General features: G+C 36.9%; 17 protein-coding genes. 14 read left to right on the top strand and 3 right to left on the bottom strand.

Annotated features, from left to right (window positions below; translation table 11 throughout):
* Positions 1 to 92: 92 nt before the first annotated feature.
* The 10 genes from AC07N0_RS07305 (at position 93) to AC07N0_RS07260 (ending at position 11,533) form a co-directional block, all read left to right on the top strand.
* On the top strand, positions 93 to 422 hold the full coding sequence (locus AC07N0_RS07305; protein ID WP_309912909.1) for a hypothetical protein: 330 nt from the start codon (positions 93 to 95) through the stop codon (positions 420 to 422).
* A gap of 84 nt (positions 423 to 506) precedes the next feature.
* Positions 507 to 797, top strand: a complete 291-nt coding sequence (locus AC07N0_RS07300) for a cell division protein ZapA (protein ID WP_309912912.1) — start codon at positions 507 to 509, stop codon at positions 795 to 797.
* Between the two features lie 344 nt (positions 798 to 1,141).
* Entirely contained in the window at positions 1,142 to 2,719 is a 1,578-nt protein-coding gene (rny, locus tag AC07N0_RS07295) for a ribonuclease Y (protein WP_492801858.1), read from the top strand.
* A 490-nt stretch (positions 2,720 to 3,209) separates the two neighbouring features.
* Positions 3,210 to 3,632, top strand: coding sequence for a hypothetical protein (locus AC07N0_RS07290; protein ID WP_494588670.1), 423 nt, complete (start codon positions 3,210 to 3,212; stop codon positions 3,630 to 3,632).
* A 148-nt stretch (positions 3,633 to 3,780) separates the two neighbouring features.
* On the top strand, positions 3,781 to 4,866 hold the full coding sequence (locus tag AC07N0_RS07285) for an efflux RND transporter periplasmic adaptor subunit (protein ID WP_494588669.1): 1,086 nt from the start codon (positions 3,781 to 3,783) through the stop codon (positions 4,864 to 4,866).
* Positions 4,867 to 4,986: 120 nt separating this feature from the next.
* Positions 4,987 to 8,193 (top strand): efflux RND transporter permease subunit, encoded by a 3,207-nt coding sequence (locus AC07N0_RS07280; RefSeq protein ID WP_494588668.1) that lies wholly within the window; start codon positions 4,987 to 4,989, stop codon positions 8,191 to 8,193.
* Positions 8,186 to 9,625 (top strand): TolC family protein, encoded by a 1,440-nt coding sequence (locus AC07N0_RS07275; RefSeq protein ID WP_494589092.1) that lies wholly within the window; start codon positions 8,186 to 8,188, stop codon positions 9,623 to 9,625. The genes AC07N0_RS07280 and AC07N0_RS07275 overlap by 8 nt, the downstream gene beginning before the upstream one ends.
* A gap of 137 nt (positions 9,626 to 9,762) precedes the next feature.
* Positions 9,763 to 10,455, top strand: a complete 693-nt coding sequence (locus AC07N0_RS07270) for a helix-turn-helix transcriptional regulator (protein ID WP_492801851.1) — start codon at positions 9,763 to 9,765, stop codon at positions 10,453 to 10,455.
* A gap of 75 nt (positions 10,456 to 10,530) precedes the next feature.
* Positions 10,531 to 10,944, top strand: coding sequence for a DUF1761 domain-containing protein (locus tag AC07N0_RS07265; RefSeq protein ID WP_494588667.1), 414 nt, complete (start codon positions 10,531 to 10,533; stop codon positions 10,942 to 10,944).
* A gap of 10 nt (positions 10,945 to 10,954) precedes the next feature.
* Positions 10,955 to 11,533, top strand: a complete 579-nt coding sequence (locus tag AC07N0_RS07260; RefSeq protein ID WP_494588666.1) for a YdeI/OmpD-associated family protein — start codon at positions 10,955 to 10,957, stop codon at positions 11,531 to 11,533.
* 102 nt (positions 11,534 to 11,635) lie between these two features.
* Here AC07N0_RS07260 and ilvN read toward each other — a convergent pair whose 3' ends face one another.
* The 3 genes from ilvN to ilvD all read right to left on the bottom strand — a co-directional run bounded on the left by ilvN (position 11,636) and on the right by ilvD (position 15,791).
* The gene (ilvN, locus tag AC07N0_RS07255) at positions 11,636 to 12,166 is read right to left on the bottom strand and encodes an acetolactate synthase small subunit (protein WP_309912936.1); all 531 of its coding nucleotides are present in this window, start codon (positions 12,164 to 12,166) and stop codon (positions 11,636 to 11,638) included.
* 113 nt (positions 12,167 to 12,279) lie between these two features.
* On the bottom strand, positions 12,280 to 14,022 hold the full coding sequence (ilvB, locus tag AC07N0_RS07250) for a biosynthetic-type acetolactate synthase large subunit (RefSeq protein ID WP_494588665.1): 1,743 nt from the start codon (positions 14,020 to 14,022) through the stop codon (positions 12,280 to 12,282).
* Positions 14,023 to 14,108: 86 nt separating this feature from the next.
* Positions 14,109 to 15,791, bottom strand: coding sequence for a dihydroxy-acid dehydratase (gene ilvD / locus AC07N0_RS07245; protein WP_492801846.1), 1,683 nt, complete (start codon positions 15,789 to 15,791; stop codon positions 14,109 to 14,111).
* An 812-nt stretch (positions 15,792 to 16,603) separates the two neighbouring features.
* Between ilvD and mgrA the strand changes: the two genes are divergently transcribed.
* The 4 genes from mgrA to AC07N0_RS07225 all read left to right on the top strand — a co-directional run bounded on the left by mgrA (position 16,604) and on the right by AC07N0_RS07225 (position 20,000).
* Positions 16,604 to 17,608: an L-glyceraldehyde 3-phosphate reductase gene (mgrA, locus tag AC07N0_RS07240; RefSeq protein WP_494588664.1), complete on the top strand. Its 1,005-nt coding sequence runs from the start codon at positions 16,604 to 16,606 to the stop codon at positions 17,606 to 17,608.
* Between the two features lie 171 nt (positions 17,609 to 17,779).
* Positions 17,780 to 18,202 carry a Dabb family protein gene (locus AC07N0_RS07235; protein ID WP_494588663.1) on the top strand — a complete coding sequence of 141 codons (423 nt, stop codon included), beginning with the start codon at positions 17,780 to 17,782 and terminating at the stop codon, positions 18,200 to 18,202.
* An 11-nt stretch (positions 18,203 to 18,213) separates the two neighbouring features.
* Positions 18,214 to 19,200, top strand: a complete 987-nt coding sequence (locus tag AC07N0_RS07230) for an aldo/keto reductase (RefSeq protein ID WP_494588662.1) — start codon at positions 18,214 to 18,216, stop codon at positions 19,198 to 19,200.
* 35 nt (positions 19,201 to 19,235) lie between these two features.
* The gene (locus tag AC07N0_RS07225) at positions 19,236 to 20,000 is read left to right on the top strand and encodes a ThuA domain-containing protein (RefSeq protein ID WP_494588661.1); all 765 of its coding nucleotides are present in this window, start codon (positions 19,236 to 19,238) and stop codon (positions 19,998 to 20,000) included.
* Positions 20,001 to 20,062: the final 62 nt, after the last annotated feature.

Below are 20,062 nucleotides of genomic sequence, written 5' to 3'. Positions count from 1 at the left end.
TTAAAGCCTAAATTAATTTTAGGGTTTTATTCAATGTATCGTTATTTCTTTAGGTTTTTTGCAATCTAAATACTTATCTAAACAAAGACATGATGACTGACAATCAAATTCGGACTCAATTTGAGGCCTTAGAAATAAAACTAAGGAATGTTGTCTTAAGATATAAAGATTTGCAAACTAGGCTTGAATTGGCTACCCGAGAAAACGAATCTTTAAAACATACATTGGCTGAGACCTTAAAAGAAAACCAAGAATTAAACAAAAAATTAAACCAAAGAGTAAAAAACTTTAAAAAATCAGATAAAATCACTAAGATTGCAGTAAACAATCTAAATAGTACAGGCAATCCTGCCGAATTGAAAGAAAAACTTGACCAATATATCTTAGAAATAGATAGGTGTATTAGTCAGCTTAGCAAATAAAAAGTTTAAAAAATCAATCGTTTAATAGTTCATAGTTTTCTTGACTAAATAACTCAAAACTTTTAATTTAAAACTTAAAATATAATGGCCGAAAAAGTCCCTTGTAATATAGTTGTTGCTCACGAACCTTTTAGCCTATCAGTTGGGAAGGAAGAAGAGGAATTTGTTCGCAAAGCTGCTAAGTTGATTAATGAAAAAATGGATTCTTATCGAGAAACTAAAAAGGTAGACTCTCACCAACGTCTGTTAGCAATAGTTGCTTTAGACTTTGTAATGAGTAACCTTAAATTTGGCGTCAAACACGGTGATCTTCAAAAATCTGTGATGGGGAAGATTGCTGAATTAGACAACTTATTGAGTTCTGTTACAGAATGAATTAACATATTTCTTTAGTATTCGTTTAAACGTTTTAAGTATAAAATTGAGCGATTATAAATCATATTTATAAAAATTAGTGCAAGTACCTGAATACCATAAATTAAACCTTATAACATTCTAATAACATGATTTTGATTGGATTCGTTTCCGTAAACAACCATACAAAATTCTAGTTTACTTGTTTGATTTAACTATTCTTGATTTTAAATACGATATACCAACGTTTAATTTTTCTTTTCATTTTCAAGGCATTTGTCTGTTTTAGTCCTTTTTTTCACTCAATAGTTGGTCGGATTGCATTATTCAATGCACGAAAACTATTAACTAAAACGATATAAATAATGCTAACTCCCATCATTGCCGCAGTTGCTTCGCTGATAGCGGGAATATTTGTCGGTAAGCTTGCTTTTGCAAAGAATACCCAGAGAATTGAAGAAGAAGCAACTTCCAAAGCTTCAGATATTGTCAAAAATGCTGAATTACAAGCAGAAAACATCAAGAAAGATAGAATACTCGAAGCCAAAGAAAAGTTCTTGAAACTTCGCTCGGAATTTGAAGATGATTCAAATAAAAAGAAGCAAATTTTAGTTCAAAATGAGCAAAAACTAAAAGAGCGTGAGCGTACTTTACAGATTTCGATGGAGCAGACTAAGAAATTAGAAACTGAGTTAAATTCGCAAAAACAATCGTTGACTTCTAAAGAGGAAAATCTAAGAAAAAAGACTGAAGAAGCAGATAAGAAAAGAACGCAAGCAGACGAAATGTTAGCGTCGCAAGTATCACAATTAGAGAAAATAGCAAGCTTAACTGCTGACGAAGCACGCCAACAATTGATTGATGCTTTGCGTGCGGAAGCAGAAACGAAGGCATCGTCTATTATTAAAAATACGATTGAAGAGGCTAAGTTAACGGCTACTAAGGAAGCTAAGAAAGTAGTTATTGAAACGATTCAAAGAACGGCGGCTGAAAATGCGATTGAAAACTGTGTATCTGTTTTCAACATTGAATCAGATGACGTAAAGGGTAAAATCATTGGTCGCGAAGGTAGAAACATCCGTGCTTTAGAAGCCGCTACAGGAGTAGAATTTATTGTAGATGATACGCCAGAAGCCATCATTATTTCTGGCTTTGACCCTGTTCGCCGTGAAATCGCTCGTTTGTCGCTACACCGTTTAGTACAGGATGGTCGTATTCACCCTGCTCGTATTGAAGAAGTAGTTGCCAAAACGAAAAAGAATATTGACGAAGAAATTATTGAAATCGGCGAACGTACTGTGATTGATTTAGGTATTCATGGTTTACACCCTGAATTAATTAAAATGGTAGGTAGAATGCGTTTCCGTTCTTCGTATGGTCAAAACCTTTTACAACACTCGCGTGAAGTAGCTAAGCTTTGTGCTACTATGGCGGCAGAATTAGGCTTAAATGCGAAGTTAGCTAAGCGTGCAGGGCTATTACACGATATTGGTAAAGTATGGCACGAGGAGGCAGAATTACCTCACGCTATTTTGGGAATGCAATTGGCAGAAAAATACAAGGAAAACGTAGAAGTTTGTAATGCCATTGGTGCTCACCATGATGAAATTGAGATGACTTCTATGATTTCGCCAATTATTCAGGTATGTGATGCCATCTCTGGTTCTCGTCCTGGTGCTCGTCGCGAGATGATGGAATCTTATATGCGTCGCTTAAAAGAATTAGAAGAATTAGCGGTTAGTTTCAGCGGTGTTCAGAAATGTTATGCTATTCAGGCTGGTCGTGAGCTACGAGTTTTGGTAGATGCAGAGAATGTTACTGATGAAAAAGCAAGCATGTTATCGTACGATATTTCACAGAAAATTGAAAAAGAAATGCAATATCCAGGGCAAATCAAAGTAACGGTTATCCGCGAAATGAGAGCTGTGAACTACGCAAAATAATAAAGGTTTATAGCAATATTCCTCCAACAAAATCCCCCTAAGAGAATAATTCTTTTAGGGGGATTTGTATTTTAACTGCCTACGAAAACAGGCAAAATATAAGTGTACATTCCAAAAAATTGCTTTGAAATTAAGAGCGTTTTTTGATAAAAAAAATGACTTAAATCAGTTTTCAAAAAGGATAAAAATAGAGCATTATGGTATTTTTTTAAACAACCTTGTTAAAAGGCTTATTACCAAACATTTAGTAGACGTTGAGTGTATTTACCTAAATATTTTTAATAATTATTTGTTAAAAATATTTATTATTTGGAACAGTTTTTGAATAAAAAAATTTGTTGTTACAACGATATTTTTTTTAGTAAGTAGAGAATCAATGTAAAATATGAAAGATAGAATATAAAAAATAAAAGAACTTGTGATGCTTAGTATAAATTTTAGATTAAAAATTTTGCAAGTATAATTATCACGAATTACTTTCAAGCTCGAAATGAAAAAGGCATTCATAAAATATCCCCTATTTTTATGTGTTCTCCTGTTGAGTATTACAAGTCAATTGTTTGCTCAGATACACAAGGAGGCTGCCTTTCATGTGCCTACAAAAACGCTTAAAGAATCAAAAAATTTAAGTGCAATTACAGAAGTATCTAACCAGTTTTTTTTCACATCAAGTTCTTTAGATGGCAAAGGAAATAACTTCTTTGCATATGATGAGGAGAACGTTGAAGAAGAAGAGAGTTTTATAACGCCAAAAAAGAATGTAGAAACCACTTCGTATTTTACGATTCCTTTTTTTGGTTGGTATACTAGATTAATCCTACTCGATTTACCTAAAGTCTTACATTTCTGTAAGCATTATTCACATTTCTTCTCAATTAATTTGAACATTATATTCTGTGTCTTCAGAATATGATTTAACATCGTGGGTATATCATACTACCCAACTCTTCACACAATTATCTCGTTTTTTAGGCTAATCATTTTGGCTTCAATCGCTTGTTGATGTCTTCTTGTGCCCTATACAATCTAAAATCCAGTAAACCAACCAAATAAAACTTATCATGAAAAAAATTCTCATCCTCATGAGTATGGGTGCTATGTTGTGCCTTACTAGCTGCGAAACAAAAAAAGAGGAAGAAAAACAAGAGCAAACTAAGCTGCTTGTTACCAGCCCACTAAAGAAAGACACAACCGCTATCAATGAGTACGTTTCTCAAATTCGTTCGATACAACACATCGAATTAAGAGCCCTAGAAAGAGGCTATCTACAAAAAATATATGTAGACGAAGGACAATTTGTTAAAAAAGGGCAATTGATGTTCCAGATTTTGCCTTTACAATATCAAGCAGAATTTCAGAAAACTCAAGCAGAAGCTAATTATGCTGAGATTGAATATAAAAACACCAAATTATTGGCAGATAGCAATATCGTTTCTCGCAATGAGTTGGCACTGACTAAAGCCAAATTCGATAAAGCAAAAGCTGAAATGGAATTGGCCAAAGTACACCTTGGTTTTACCGAAATCAAAGCTCCTTTTGATGGTATCATGGACCATTTCTATGTAAGAGAAGGTAGCCTTTTGGCAGAAGGAGATTTGTTGACTACGCTTTCTGACAACAGTAAAATGTGGGTGTATTTCAATGTTCCAGAATCGGAATATCTAAATTTCAAGACTAAGTCAAACAATAGCAACGTGCCAACGGTGAAACTCAAGATGGCAAATCAGGAGATTTTTGAATATCCAGGACTTGTTCAAACAATTGAAGCAGACTTTAATAATGAAACGGGAAATATTGCTTTCAGAGCTACCTTCCCTAATCCAAATAAGCTATTAAGACACGGAGAAACAGGTAATATCCAAATGGTTGTACCGCTTAAAAATGCTGTGATTATTCCACAGAAAGCTACTTTCGAAATCTTGGAAAAGAAATATGTTTTTGTGGTAGATAAAAACAATATAGTTAAGTCACAAGAAATTACGATTGGTGCTGAATTGCCAGATTTATATATCGTAAAAAGCGGATTGACTGGCAATGAGAAAATACTTCTTGAAGGTTTGAAGAAGGTGAGAGACAACGATAAGATTACCTACGACTACAAAGACCCTAAGTCGGTAATTGCGAATCTGAAAGTTTATGCAGAGTAGTCAAGTAATGGTGTGATATAATGATTGTATGCATAAGCGATTCTTAAATCCTTTATACATCATTAAAATCACTCATTCGCTAAATCACTCATTTTATCTGTATTCAAACAAATCAAGGATATGTTTAGTAAATTCATTCATAGGCCAGTATTGGCCATAGTAATATCAATTGTCATTATCTTCTTGGGGGTATTGTCTATCAAGACGTTACCTACCTCACAGTTCCCAGAGATTGCTCCACCCGTGGTAATGGTGAGTGCATCATATCCTGGAGCTAGTGCCAAAGTACTGACAGAATCCGTACTTATTCCACTTGAACAAGCCATCAATGGCGTGTGGGGAATGAGATACATGACCTCCGATGCCACTAGTGCGGGTGAGGCAAACATCCAGATTGTATTCAACCTAGGAACCGACCCTGACCAAGCCTTGGTGCAGGTTAATACAAGGATTGCACAGGTATTGAACAGACTACCGCCCTTGGTACAGCGCGAAGGGGTAGTTGTAAACCGTGTAATGAACAGTATGTTGATGTATGTTAACCTTTACAGTAAAGACAAGAATTCCGATATGAAGTTCTTGTTCAACTTTGCTGGGGTAAATATGATTCCTGAACTACAGCGTATCAATGGTATCGGACAAGCTCGTATTTTGGGTAGCCGTCAGTATGCCATGCGTGTGTGGTTAAATCCTGATAGAATGCGTGCTTATAATATTTCAGCAGATGAAGTAATGGCAGCATTATCTGACCAAAGTGTGATTGGTTCGCCTGGTCGTATAGGTCGAGCAGATGGTAAACGGGCTGAGGCACTAGAATATGTTTTGACGTATCAGGGTAGGTTTAATAAGCCCGAACAGTATAAGGACGTCATCGTCAGGGCGAATGCCAAAGGGGAAATCTTGCGGCTAAAGGATGTCGCCAATGTAGAGCTTGGAAGTGAATATTATGATATTTATTCTAACCTGAATGGCTATCCTTCAGCGGCGATTGTATTGAAACAAACTTATGGTAGTAACGCGAGTGATGTAATCAAGAATGTAAAAGACAAATTGGACGAACTGAAAAAGACATCTTTTCCTCCAGGGATGGATTATCAAATCAGTTATGACGTTTCTAACTTCCTTGATGCTTCTACCGAAAACGTAATCCATACGTTAAGAGATGCCTTTATCTTGGTGGCATTAGTGGTATTTATATTCCTTGGCGACTGGCGTTCTACGCTTATTCCGACATTGGCCGTACCAATATCACTAATTGGAGCCTTTACGTTCATGAAGTTCTTTGGGCTGACTATCAACATGATTACGCTTTTTGCCCTTGTATTAGCGATTGGTATTGTGGTAGATGATGCTATTGTCGTCGTCGAGGCCGTCCATGCCAAGATGGAAGAAGAACATCTCTCCCCTTATAAGGCTGTTCGGAAAGTACTTGGTGAAATCAGTGGTGCCGTTATAGCCATTACATTATTGATGACAGCCGTGTTTGTTCCTGTAGCATTTATGTCTGGTCCAGTAGGTATTTTCTATCGTCAGTTCTCTATTACGATGGCCAGTTCAATCGTTCTGTCGGGTGTTATTGCGCTTACGGTTACGCCTGTACTTTGTGCGATGATTTTGAAAAACAATCATGGAAAGCCTAAAAAGAAAACATTTCTTGATAAAGGTCTCGATGTGTTCAACAATGCTTTTGAAAAGCTTACTGGAAAATACGTAGGACTTTTACGTCGTATTGCTCATAAAAAGTGGATTACGGTCGGTATGTGGATAGTATTTGTGGTTGGAATCGTTGCCATCACTAGCAATTTACCATCGGGCTTTATTCCAAGTGAAGACCAAGGGATGATTTACGCCATTATCCAGACACCTCCCGGCTCAACACTTGAAAGAACCAATGATATTTCACGCAAGCTTCAGACGATTGCAGAAGAAGTAGAAGGAATACAATCGGTATCGGCATTAGCAGGTTATGAAGTACTTACAGAGGGACGTGGTTCAAACGCTGGTACTTGTTTGATTAACTTAAAGCCTTGGTCTGATCGCAAGCATTCGGTTTCTGAAATCATCTATGAATTAGAAGAAAAAGCGAAAGCTATTCCTGGAGCGACCATCGAATTCTTTGACCCTCCAGCAGTACCAGGATATGGCGCAGCAGGCGGTTTTGCCTTACAATTGCTTGATAAAACCAATAGTGGTGATTACAACCAATTGGAACGTGTGAAGAATGACTTCATGAAAGAATTGGAAAAACGCAAAGAATTGACAGGTTTGTTTACTTTCTTTAGTGCTAACTATCCTCAGTATGAATTGGAGATAGACAACCAATTGGCGATGCAAAAAGGTGTTTCTATCGGTAACGCCATGAATACTTTATCAATCTTGGTGGGTAGTACTTATGAACTTGGTTTTATCAAATTCCAGCGTTTCTTCAAAGTGTTTGTGCAATCGTCGCCTGAATTCAGGAGATTGCCTGAGGACATTATGAAGCTTTATGTAAAGAATAATCGTGATGAAATGGTGCCTTTTTCAGCTTTTATGAAAATCAAAAAGATGCAAGGACCTAACGAAATCAACCGATATAATATGTATTCAACGGCATCTATCAGAGGTGGTGCAGCCAAGGGATTCAGTAGTGGTGAGGCAATTGCTGCGGTACAAGAAGTAGCGAAGAAAACATTACCTCATGGTTTTGATATTGACTGGGCTGCTCTTTCTTATGACGAAGTAAGACGTGGTAACGAAGCCGTTTATATCTTCTTAATCGTTCTAGCTTTTGTGTATGTAGTTTTGGCTGCACAGTACGAAAGCTTCATTATTCCATTGGCAGTAATTTTATCATTACCTGCTGGGGTTTTTGGTTCATTTATGTTCATCAAGTCGATGGGACTAGCAAATGATATTTATGCTCAAGTAGGTCTGGTCATGTTGATTGGTTTGCTAGGTAAGAATGCCGTGTTAATCGTAGAGTTTGCGATGCAAAAACATCATGAAGGAGCAACCGTATTGGAGGCCGCCATCGAAGGAGCCAAAGTTCGTTTCCGTCCTATTTTGATGACATCATTCGCTTTCATTGCAGGGTTAATTCCATTAGTGATGGCTCATGGTGCTGGTGCTATCGGAAACCGTACCATTGGTGCGTCTGCCTTAGGCGGTATGCTTTTCGGTACTATTTTCGGGGTACTGATTGTACCTGGCTTATACTACATATTCGGCTCGATAGCTGAAGGCCGTAAGCTTATCAGAGACGAAGATGACGAATCGTTGACCGAAAGTTTGGTTCATTCAATAGACTCTTTCCCACAATTAGACGACAGCAAAGATGATGAATAATAGAAAGAAACTGAACTATTTACTAGCAAGTAGCATACTCTCCTTGGTAGCAGCCTGTATGCCAGCCTCATTGGTTCAGGTTAATAGAACAGCAAACAAAACAGTCCCTGCGAGTTATAATAACTCGCAGGATAGTACCAATAGTGCTAAGAAGAAATGGAGGGACTATTTTACAGACCCTAACTTGTCTGCATTGATTGATACTGCCTTACACAACAATCAGGAATTGAATATTACCCTAAAGGAAATTGAAATTTCGAGAAACGAAATTCAAGCACGAAAAGGGGAATACTTGCCTTTTGTTAGCTTAGGCGGAGGAGCAGGTGTTGAAAAAGTATCCAGATATACGAGTAAGGGTGCTAGTGATGCTTCGTCTGAAATCAGACCTGGTAAAGAAACCCCTGAGGTATTACCAGATATGTATTTCGGAGCATTTGCCAGATGGGAACTAGATATTTGGCACAAACTGCGTAATGGTAGAAAAGTAGCAGTAACCAATTATCTAGCTTCTATTGAAGGTAAAAATTTCTTAGTAACTAATTTGGTTTCTGAAGTCGCTAAGTCTTATTATGAATTGATGGCACTTGATAATCAGCAAGATATTATCAGAAAGAACATCGTTATTCTGAATAATGCGCTATCAATTATCAAGCAAGAAAAAGATGCTGCGAAAGTTACCGAACTAGCCGTAATTAGGTTTGAAGCAGAGGTCTTCAAAACGCAGAGTCTTCAATACGAAATTCAGCAAAAGATTATTGAAACTGAAAATCGTATTAATTTCCTGATAGGTAGACAGCCACAACATGTACAAAGAAGCTCGCAAGATTTTAATGGATTAGTGCCTGATAAAATTTCAGCGGGTATCCCATCGCAGTTATTGGAAAACAGACCAGACATTAAGCAAGCAGAATTGAATTTGTCGGCAGCTAAATTAAGTATAGATATAGCTAAAGCCAATTTTTATCCTTCTTTGGGGCTTTCTGCTGCTTTAGGTTTCAGGTCGTATAGTCCTTTATATTTAGTAAACATCCCGCAAGCATTAATGTCATCTATTGCAGGCGATATAGCAGGGCCATTGATTAATAAAAATGCGATTACGGCTACCTACAAAAATGCAAATGCCAAGCAAATACAAGCCGTTTACGATTACGAACGAACTGTGTTGAATGCTCTTATTGAAGTGACAAATCAGTTATCAAATATTGATAATCTGGAAAAGAAATACACCATGAAAAATAATCAGGTGCAAGCGCTTACTAAGTCGACAGACATCTCACTGAAATTATTCAAATCAGCAAGAGCGGATTATATGGAAGTGTTATTAACCCAGCGTGATGTATTGGAATCAAGAATGGAGCTTATTGAAACCAAAATGCTACAAATGAATGCTCTAGTAAATACTTATAGAGCATTAGGTGGTGGTTGGAATTAGTAGATAATCAATCAACATTTGCTATTTAAGAATTACGATTACACAAAAAGAGTCTGTTTTTGAAACAGACTCTTTTTGTGTAATTTAGCCCTTCAAGGACGCTATGAATCCTAATAACGATTTTGAAAATTTGAATAATGAACGATAACGATACCAAACGGCTTTCACGCTTAACTGCAATTTTGACACAATTGCAAACGAAACGACTGTTGACGGCTAGGGAATTAGCAAACAAATTTTCGGTGAGTATCAGGACAATTTATCGAGACGTTAGGGCTTTAGAGCAAGCAGGAGTACCAATTCTAACAGAGGAAGGAAAAGGCTATACGTTAATGGAAGGATATAAAATTCCTCCTGTAATGTTTACAGAAAGCCAAGCTAATGCTTTAATTCTTGCTGAACAATTGGTATTAAAAAACAAGGATGCCTCTTTTATTAAAGACTACTCAGAAGCTATTGACAAAATTAAGGCTGTATTAGGACATAGTATAAAAGACAAGGCAAATCTATTGGCAGAACGCACCCGATTTAATCAAAACATCAACAACGAAAGAAACAGTAATAATATATCTGAGTTACAATTTGCCCTAACAAATTTTTATCTGGCAAGGATTGAATATATCAACGAAGGAGAAAACGTTACGAGCAGACTGATTGAACCCTTTGCTTTATTAAGTACACAAGAGAATTGGTTATTGGTAGCATGGTGTCGTTTGCGAAATGAATTTCGCTTTTTTCGGCTTGATAGAATTAAAAAACTAGATGTGCTTACCGAGCAGTTTACTCCCCATGAAATGACCTTACAAGAATATTTTGATAAGTATCATTAATTTGTTTTTACCCCTGACATAGGGCTGTCATTACCCTCCTTTAGCTTTGCATCATAAACTTAAAAAAATAATTTTATGATCAATCAATTAGCAAATCTAAATTGGATTAGTGTCTTAGTAGCTTTTATGCTATATTGTTTTGAGGGTGCTTTGTGGTTCACTTTGCTATTCAGTAAACACTACAAAATCTCTTTAGGACGTGAAAACGAAACTTTACCCAACAAACCCATTTTTATCATTGGCCCTGCAATTTGCACATTGGTGGTTACAATTGTAAGTGCCATATTAATGTATGCACTGAATATATCCACATGGGCACAGATGTTTGAATTTTCATTACTTACTGGCATTGGATACTTAGTTGCCAATACGTTTAATATCGCCATCAATCCGAATATTCCTCAGCCAATACTCTATGGAATTATTAGTGGCTCGTATCATTTAGTGGGTATTTTGATAACAAATAGTATTCTATTCATCATGAAATAATGAAGGAATCATGCAAAACAAGGATTTAGAAACTTTTTACCCCACAAATCGCCAAGAATGGAGAGAATGGTTAGCTGAAAATCATCGCTCAAAACAGTCTATTTGGCTTGTTTGCTATAAAAAAAAGACTAATATACCAACTCTCTCTTGGAGCGAAGCCGTGGAAGAAGCCCTTTGTTTCGGCTGGATTGATAGTACAAGGAATACCGTAAACGATGAGAAATTCATACAGCTTTTCAGCAAAAGAAAAGCAAAGAGTACTTGGTCAAAAGTTAATAAAGAGAAAGTTTTGCTCCTTATTGAACAAGAACTGATGACACAGGCTGGTCATGAAAGTATTGAAATTGCTAAACAAAATGGTTCATGGATAATATTGGATGAAGTAGAAGCCCTAAACATACCCACAGATTTGGAAGACGCATTTAAAGCTAATCCAGATTCAATGGAGTATTTCTTGAGTTTAAGCAAGTCTGTAAAGAAAAGTATCTTACAATGGATTGTACTGGCTAAACGAGCTGAAACTAGAGCGAAAAGAATAAACGAGATAGTAGGAATGTTGGCACAAAAGCTAAAACCAAGACAGTTTTAGACAGAAGACTTTTTCTGTTGGTTATATTTTGACTTTCTAAAATCATTTATCCCTAGAGAGGGAATTAATTCCCTCTCTAGGGATAAAATTACATTTGTAATACTAAACAATTTCCCAATCATGTTCTGGTAAATATTCTACCAAACCTTTTTCAGTTTTACCTACCGCTACTCTTCCAGATTTTAGGTATTCAAGAATTTCCCAGTTTTTCATGTATTGATAAAACTCTAGTATTTCCGTTTCAGTACCATTTTTTTCAATCACTACGTAGTCGAGCCCCCAGTGAACTACTTTAGCATTCCAATCGAGGTTTATTTCCTTAATATTCAAGGGAGAACCGCCAAGTGGTGTTGCCAGTTTAAAAAGAGCAATTTCGTTGAATACAATTTCGTGGTCTAGATAACCAAAAACGGCTAATACATCAACAACTTTACGAATTTGACGTACCAATTTTTCAACAGCCTCACGACTTTCATGACGAATCACAATCGTGAATCTTGAAACACCTTTACGTTCAGTTTCGCAAACGTTTAAAGATTCAATGTTCAACCTTCTCCTTGTAAAAATAATAGTAATTCGATTCAACAAACCAACGGTATTAGTTGTGAAAACGGATAATGTGTATGTTGTCATTTTAAAGTTCTAAATTTAGATTTTAGCTAATAGAATAAACATCTAAGAGGAATTGAAAAGAAGTAATTGACTGATTAAAAATCACTCAATCACCACTTATTCCCTCAATGAATTTACTCTAATCTAATTGCTGAAACACTTGCCCCTGCTGGAACCATTGGGAAAACATTTTCTTCTTTTTCGCAAACGATTTCTAATAAATAAGGTTTATCAGAAGCTAATAGCATATCTAACGATTCTGACAAGTTGGCTCTATCACTCACTGTATGTCCAGCAATACCAAAACCCTTGGCAATTGTGATAAAATCAGGATTTTGTAATTCTACAAAAGAATAGCGTTTGTCAAAAAACAACTGTTGCCATTGGCGAACCATTCCTAAGAAATTATTATTCAAGATAATAATCTTAACAGGCAAGCCACTTTGTGCAATAGTTCCTAATTCTTGAAGGGTCATCTGAAAGCCACCATCACCTATAATAGCAATTACTTCACGGTCGGGAGCTCCTACTTTCGCCCCAAAAGCGGCAGGTAAAGCAAAGCCCATTGTACCAGCTCCACCTGAGGTAACTAACGAATTCCAAGTATTGTATTGATAGTAACGGTTTGTTACCATCTGATGTTGACCAACATCAGTAACCGTTACGGCTTCACCTTTAGTTTTTGCAGAAAGCATTGTAACGGCTTCTCCCATTCTGATTTTATCACCCTCATGGAATACATCACGTTTCGTTATTTTCTCAAATTCTTCTTCATCATATTTTTTAAATTCAGCTTTCCAAGCCTCATGTTTGCGTTCTTTTACTAACGGCAACAATGCTTTCAATGTTTGCTTAGCATCACCAATTACAGGAGCATCAGCAAACACATTTTTATTGATTTCGGCAGGGTCGATATCAATATGCACTACTTTAGCCTGTTTGATAAACTTGGCTAAATCGCCCGTTACACGGTCATCAAAACGCATACCAATGGCAATTACTAAATCGGCCTCGTCTGTTAACACATTAGCGCCATAATTTCCGTGCATACCCAACCAACCTATATAATTTGGATGATTTGTTGGTATTGCCGACATCCCTAAAAGCGTAGTAGCTACTGGAATATCTGTTTTACGGACAAAGGCATCAAATTCTTCTTGAGCATTGGAAATGATAATACCATGACCTGCAAAGATATAAGGCTTCTGAGCAGCATTAATTAATTTTGCGGCTGCTTCTACTTGGTCTTGTTTTGGTGTAAGTCTTGGGCGATAGCTAACGATTTCGGTACATGGCTTGTACTCAAAAGGAATCGTCATCAAATCTGCCTGAGCTGTACGTGTAATATCTAACAAAACAGGTCCTGGACGACCAGATTCGGCAATATAAAAAGCTTTCGCCATTGCCGCAGGAATTTCGTTAGGATCAGTAATCTGATAATTCCATTTGGTTACAGGCATCGACATCCCGATGATATCACACTCTTGAAAAGCATCAGTACCCAGTAAATTTGCTTTAACCTGACCTACTAAACAAACCATTGGTGTTGAGTCTAGTAAAGCATCTGCAATAGGCGTCATTAAGTTGGTTGCTCCAGGTCCAGACGTTACCATAGCAACGCCCGCACGACCCGTCATACGTGCATAACCTTGTGCAGCATGACCAGCACCTTGTTCATGACGGACAAGGATATGTTTGATTCTATCTTGATAATCATAGAGGGCATCATACGTTGGCATGATAGCGCCACCAGGATAACCAAATATGGTTTTAACATTATTTTCAACCAAGCATTGCATGATTGCCTGTGCACCTGTCAAAAACTTAGCAGGTTCAGCTTTCTTTTCCTCTACGGTCATGGTTTGTGAGTTTTCCATGGTTAAATTTCTTTATTTATATATAATGAATAAATGTCAGATTGTGGTTTTATTTGATTGATAAGCCAATCATTTTATAAAGGCTCTTACAAATCCGTCACACAGCCTTCGCTTGCTGTTGATACGTTTTTAACATATTTGCGTAATACCCCTTGTCTGAATGGTGATGGCGTTGGTTTCCATTCCTTACGTCTCTCTGCTAATTCTTCATCAGAAACATGTACATGAAGGATATTATTTACGGCATCAATCGTAATTAAATCTCCATCTTTCACCAAGGCAATATTTCCACCGATTTGTGCTTCTGGTGTGATGTGCCCTACTACAAAACCGTGTGTTCCACCTGAGAAACGACCATCCGTAATCATGGCTACTTTGTTGCCTAAGCCTGCACCCATTACTGCCGAAGTTGGTTTCAACATTTCGGGCATTCCAGGTCCACCTTTTGGTCCTTCGTTACGAATCACAACTACTTGTCCTTCTTTGATTTCGCCTTTCTGTAAGAACTCAATTACTTCTTCTTCACTTTCACATACTTTGGCAACACCTTCAAACTTCTCTCCTTCTTTTCCTGTAATTTTTGCTACAGCACCATCTGTTGCCAAGTTACCGTATAAAATTTGTAAGTGACCAGTCGCTTTGATTGCGTCAGCGATAGGCTTAATAATTTTTTGAGTATCAAAATTAATTTCTGGTACTTCAGCCAAGTTTTCTGCAATGGTTTTACCCGTAATTGTCATACAATCTCCGTGTAATAAACCTTCTTGTAATAAATATTTCATTACCGCTGGCACACCACCAATAGCTAACATATCTTCCATGTAATATTTACCAGAAGGTTTTAAATCAGCAAGCAATGGCGTACGGTCTGAAATATCTTGAATATCTTTTAAGGTAAAATCCACTTCAGCAGCACGTGCAATGGCTAAGTAGTGAAGAACAGCATTGGTAGAACCTCCCATTGCCATTACCACTGTCATAGCATTTTCAAATGCTTTACGTGTCATGATATCACGTGGGCAAATGTTTTTCTCTAACAAATTTTTCATGGCTGCACCAATGGCCAAACATTCTGCTTTTTTGCCTTCGTGTGTAGCTGGATACGTAGAAGAATTTGGTAAGGTTAAACCCATTGCTTCCATCGATGAAGCCATCGTATTAGCAGTGTACATACCGCCACAAGCACCAGCCCCAGGAATGGCATTTCTGATTACTCCTTCGTAGTCTTCATCCGAAATATTACCTGCGAATTTCTTTCCTAATGCTTCAAAAGCAGAAACGATATCTAATTTTTGTCCTTTGTATTCACCAGAACGAATCGTTCCACCGTATACCAACATCGCTGGGCGGTTTAAGCGAGCAATTGCCATCATGGCACCTGGCATATTTTTATCACAACCTACTACTGCAATTACGCCATCGTACCACTGTGCTCCTACTACGTTTTCGATTGAATCGGCAATTAAATCACGAGAAGGGAGGGAATAAGACATCCCATTGTTTCCGTTTGTCATTCCATCAGAAACTCCAATCGTATGGAAAATCAAACCCACCATGTCATTTTCCTGAATCCCTTTTTTTACATGAACCGACAAACCATTGAGGTGCATATTACAAGTATTGCCTTCATATCCCGTACTGGCAATACCAATTTGGGCTTTCTGCATATCTTCTTTCGTTAAGCCAATGCCATATAGCATTGCTTTTGCTGCTGGGTTGGTAACTTCTTGCGTAAGGGTTCTGGAGAATTTGTTTAGTTCTTGTGACATCTTGAATTGAAATGTTTTGAATCAGAATCTAGCGATTGTACTATATCCTTCGATGGTTATTTAAGATTATTTTTCAGCAAACAGTATTTGTACTTTATCTACTTTTATTACATTTTTCTAAGAATCAAAATCCTTTTAAACAAAAGACCTTTCTCCGGTGTGAGAAAGGTCTTGGTATATTAGAAAATATCAAACCGTCTCACACCGATTGGGAGAGTAGAATTACCACTAGGACGATATTGATAAATTGGTTTAACATCTTTTCTTAGAATTTTTTCTAGCGAATTTTCGCTGTTGTTTCTTTGTTTACTTAACAAATATACAGGAGTTAATTTCTTAATTCCAAGGAAATACCAAATAATATTTTAGTAATAAATACTTAAACCAATTATTATTTTCTGAATGAACCTTTAGTTTCAAAAGATAATTCTTTAAATAGTTAAAATCATTAGGTTTTATTTTGCAAAAGTTTTCAGATTCCAGAGAAAATATTTTTTACAAAATTGCCGATTTTTGATTTAGCGAAATTTCGCTAAATCAAAAATCGGCAATTTATTTCAAGGAAATTTGCATTTTTACTAGTTGTCTATTTTCACTCAACAATATAGGTTTAAATAACTTTGGAAAAATTCTGTCTTAAAGTCTCCGAACAAGGACAAAACCTATCAATCTACATAAGGAATTATATTACATTTGTTATAGCTTAAAAATATATTCATTTGATTTTAAATAGCGTAAAAAAACATACGAACTCTTTAAAATCTTGAGTAATACTTTCACTCGATTTATTAACTATTTTCTGAACTCATTAAATGACTTACCTAGCAAACCCTACTCGTTACGATCAATCAGGAACCCGCCCAATGGAGTATCGCCGTTGTGGTAGCAGTGGTTTAAAATTACCCGCTATTTCTTTAGGTTTGTGGCACAACTTCGGTGGTGTCGATGTATTTGAAAATTACCGTGCTATTTTACAAACTGCTTTTGATAATGGTATTACGCATTTCGATTTAGCCAATAACTATGGCCCTCCTCCAGGGTCGGCAGAAGAGAATTTTGGTGTTATCATGAAAAAAGACTTCGCTCAATACCGTGACGAATTAGTGATTTCAACCAAAGCAGGTTATTTGATGTGGCCTGGTCCTTATGGAGAATGGGGTTCAAAAAAATACTTGGTGTCCAGCTTAGACCAAAGCTTGAAACGCATGGGTTTAGATTATGTTGATATTTTTTATCATCACCGTCCAGACCCTGATACACCTTTAGAAGAAACAATGGCAGCTTTGGATTTAATCGTCAGACAAGGTAAAGCCTTATATGTAGGTATTTCTAATTATCAAGCTCCAGAAGCTGAAAAGGCTATTGCTATCTTGAACCGACTAGGGACACCATGTTTAATTCATCAACCAAAATATTCTATGTTTGAGCGTTGGGTTGAAGGTGGTTTGCTAGATGTACTCGGTCGCGAAGGTGTGGGGTGTATTCCTTTCTCACCATTAGCACAAGGGCTTTTGACTGATAAATATTTAAAGGGTATTCCTAGTGATTCTAGGGCATCTAAACCGCATGGTTTCTTGCAAACTAGCCATGTCACCCCAGAGGTAGTGGCAAAATTAGAGCAACTGAACGCCATTGCTTTACAACGTGGTCAGACTTTGGCACAAATGGCACTCGCTTGGTTATTGAAAGATGCAAGGGTTACTTCTGTATTGATTGGCGCAAGTAGAGTGTCACAATTATTAGATTCGCTAGATTGTTTAAAAAACAAAACCTTTAGTCATGAGGAATTAACGAAGATTGAAGAGATTTTGAAGTAGGTTGTTTTAAGCTATGAGCTGTGAGCCTTGAGCTATGAGTTTTTTTTAATGCCAAATCGCTCAATAGAAAAAACTCAAGACTCGTTGCTTTTAAAACAATAACAAATAACATTTACTAAACATAAAAGCTGAAAGCTCAAGGCTCAAAGCTATCAGCTAAAAAAGCCAACTATGAAAAATATTTCCAGACGTAATTTTGTTAAAAACACTGCACTAACTGCTGGTGCGAGTTTAGCAATGGTGAATACTACTGAGGCTAAGGCTTCAAAAGAACTATTTGTTCATCATGTGTATTTTTATTTAAAGAATGCGAACAACGAGGCAGATACGGCTAAATTAATCGAAGGATTGAATGCGTTAACGAAAGTCCCCACTATCAGATTTGTACACATCGGTACACCGGCAAGTACTAACAGAAGCGTAATAGAAAAAGGCTATGCCGTATCTTGGTTATGTTTCTTTGATAATTTGGAGGAAGAAGAAATCTATCAAAAGCATCCTATTCACTTGAAATTCATAGAAGAATACTCACATCTTTGGGATCATGTCGTTGTATATGATGCTATAGGTCCAAGAAGAGAAAAGCAAAAATAATATTCAAAAAAATGCAATATAGAAAGTTAGGTAAAACAGGTTTTGAAATTTCAGAAATCAGCTTAGGCACATGGCAAGTAGGCGGTAAATGGGGTGATGATTTTAGCCATGAAACAGCTGACAAAATCCTTCATACTGCCGTAGATGCTGGTATTAATTTTATTGACACTGCCGATGTGTATGGCAATGGAGAAAGCGAAAAGTCCGTTGGGAGATTTGTAAAAAGTCGTTCAGAAAGACTTTTTGTCGCTACTAAATGTGGAAGACAATTGAACCCACACGTCAATGAGTCATACCATCCAACAGTACTTCGCAAGTTTGTGGAAGATAGTTTAACAAATATGGGTTTAGAAACCCTTGATTTGATTCAGCTACACTGTCCGCCCACAGAAGTATATTATCGTCCAGAGATTTTTGAATTGTTTGATAGATTAAAAGACGAAGGAAAAATATTGAATTTAGGCATTAGTGTCGAGAAAGTAGAAGAAGCCTTAAAAGGGATTGAATATGATAACGTAACGAGCGTACAAATCATTTTCAATGTTTTTCGTCAGCGACCAGCAGCATTGTTTTTTGAACAAGCCAAGAAAAAGGACGTCGGTGTGATTGTAAGGGTACCTTTAGCAAGTGGCTTATTAACAGGTAAGTTCTCTAAAACATCCACTTTTACAGAAGGAGACCACCGTAACTTTAACCGTAATGGCGAACATTTCGATAAAGGTGAAACATTTTCTGGGATTGATTACGAAACAGGTCTGGCGGCTGTGGACGAATTAAAAGCATTATTCCCAGCACATCCTAATTTAGCACCTATCGCCTTGCGTTGGATTTTGGAACACGATGCTGTAAGTACCGTCATTCCAGGAGCATCTCGTCCAGAACAAGTATTATCTAATTTAGATGTTTTCAATATCCCAGCTTTAACTGCTGAAGAAGTTTCAAGTATCAATCAGGTATATCAAAAAAGTATTAAACCGTTAGTCCACGACTTGTGGTAAGTATATTCCAATTTATTTTTAACCATTCAAGAAAAATGAAAAATAATCTCCTTAAAAACGCGCTGATGCTAATGTTGGCTCTGTCATTCACCAGCACAACTTTTGCACAGCAATTTAAAGTATTATTGTTTACTAAAACTGACGGTTTTCATCATGAATCAATTCATGAGGGCGTAACAGCTATTCGTCAATTGGCAGCCCGTAACAACTTCACCGTTAACTGGCAAGAAAATGCCTCTGTATTCAATGACAAAGATTTGGCTAATTTTAGTGCAGTAATTTTTTTGAATACTACTGGCAATGTTTTGAATGATGAGCAACAAGCTGCTTTTGAAAAATTCATCCGTTCGGGTAAAGGATATGTAGGTATTCACGCTGCTTCGGACACTGAATACGACTGGGCTTGGTACACTAAAATGGTGGGAATGATGTTCAAAATTCACCCTGCACAACAAACCGCCTATTTGAAAGTTGAAGATAGCAACTTCCCTGGGATGGAGCGTTTCCCTAAAAAACTCCTTTGGACAGACGAATGGTATGAGTTTAGCGACCTAAAATCAACAGATTTACATTACTTGGTTTCAGTGGATGAAAAATCTTACGACCCTTATGCAAAATGGGGAACAAACGAAGGAAAAGGAATGGGTAAATTCCATCCGATTTCTTGGTATCATAACTACGATGGCGGTAGAGCATTCTATACTGCTTTAGGACATATTCCATTAACGTTTTCTGACCAAACTTTCTTAGACCATATCTATGGAGGTATTTACTGGGCAGCTACTGGTAAAGGATTGTAGTCCGTAAACAGGTTATTGTTATCTTATCTTCTAACAAATAGAGGTCATATCAGTTGATATGA

The sequence above is a fragment of the Arcicella sp. GW821-FHT09D11 genome, from assembly GCF_059416265.1.
This window is presented reverse-complemented; position numbering and strand designations above follow the sequence as displayed.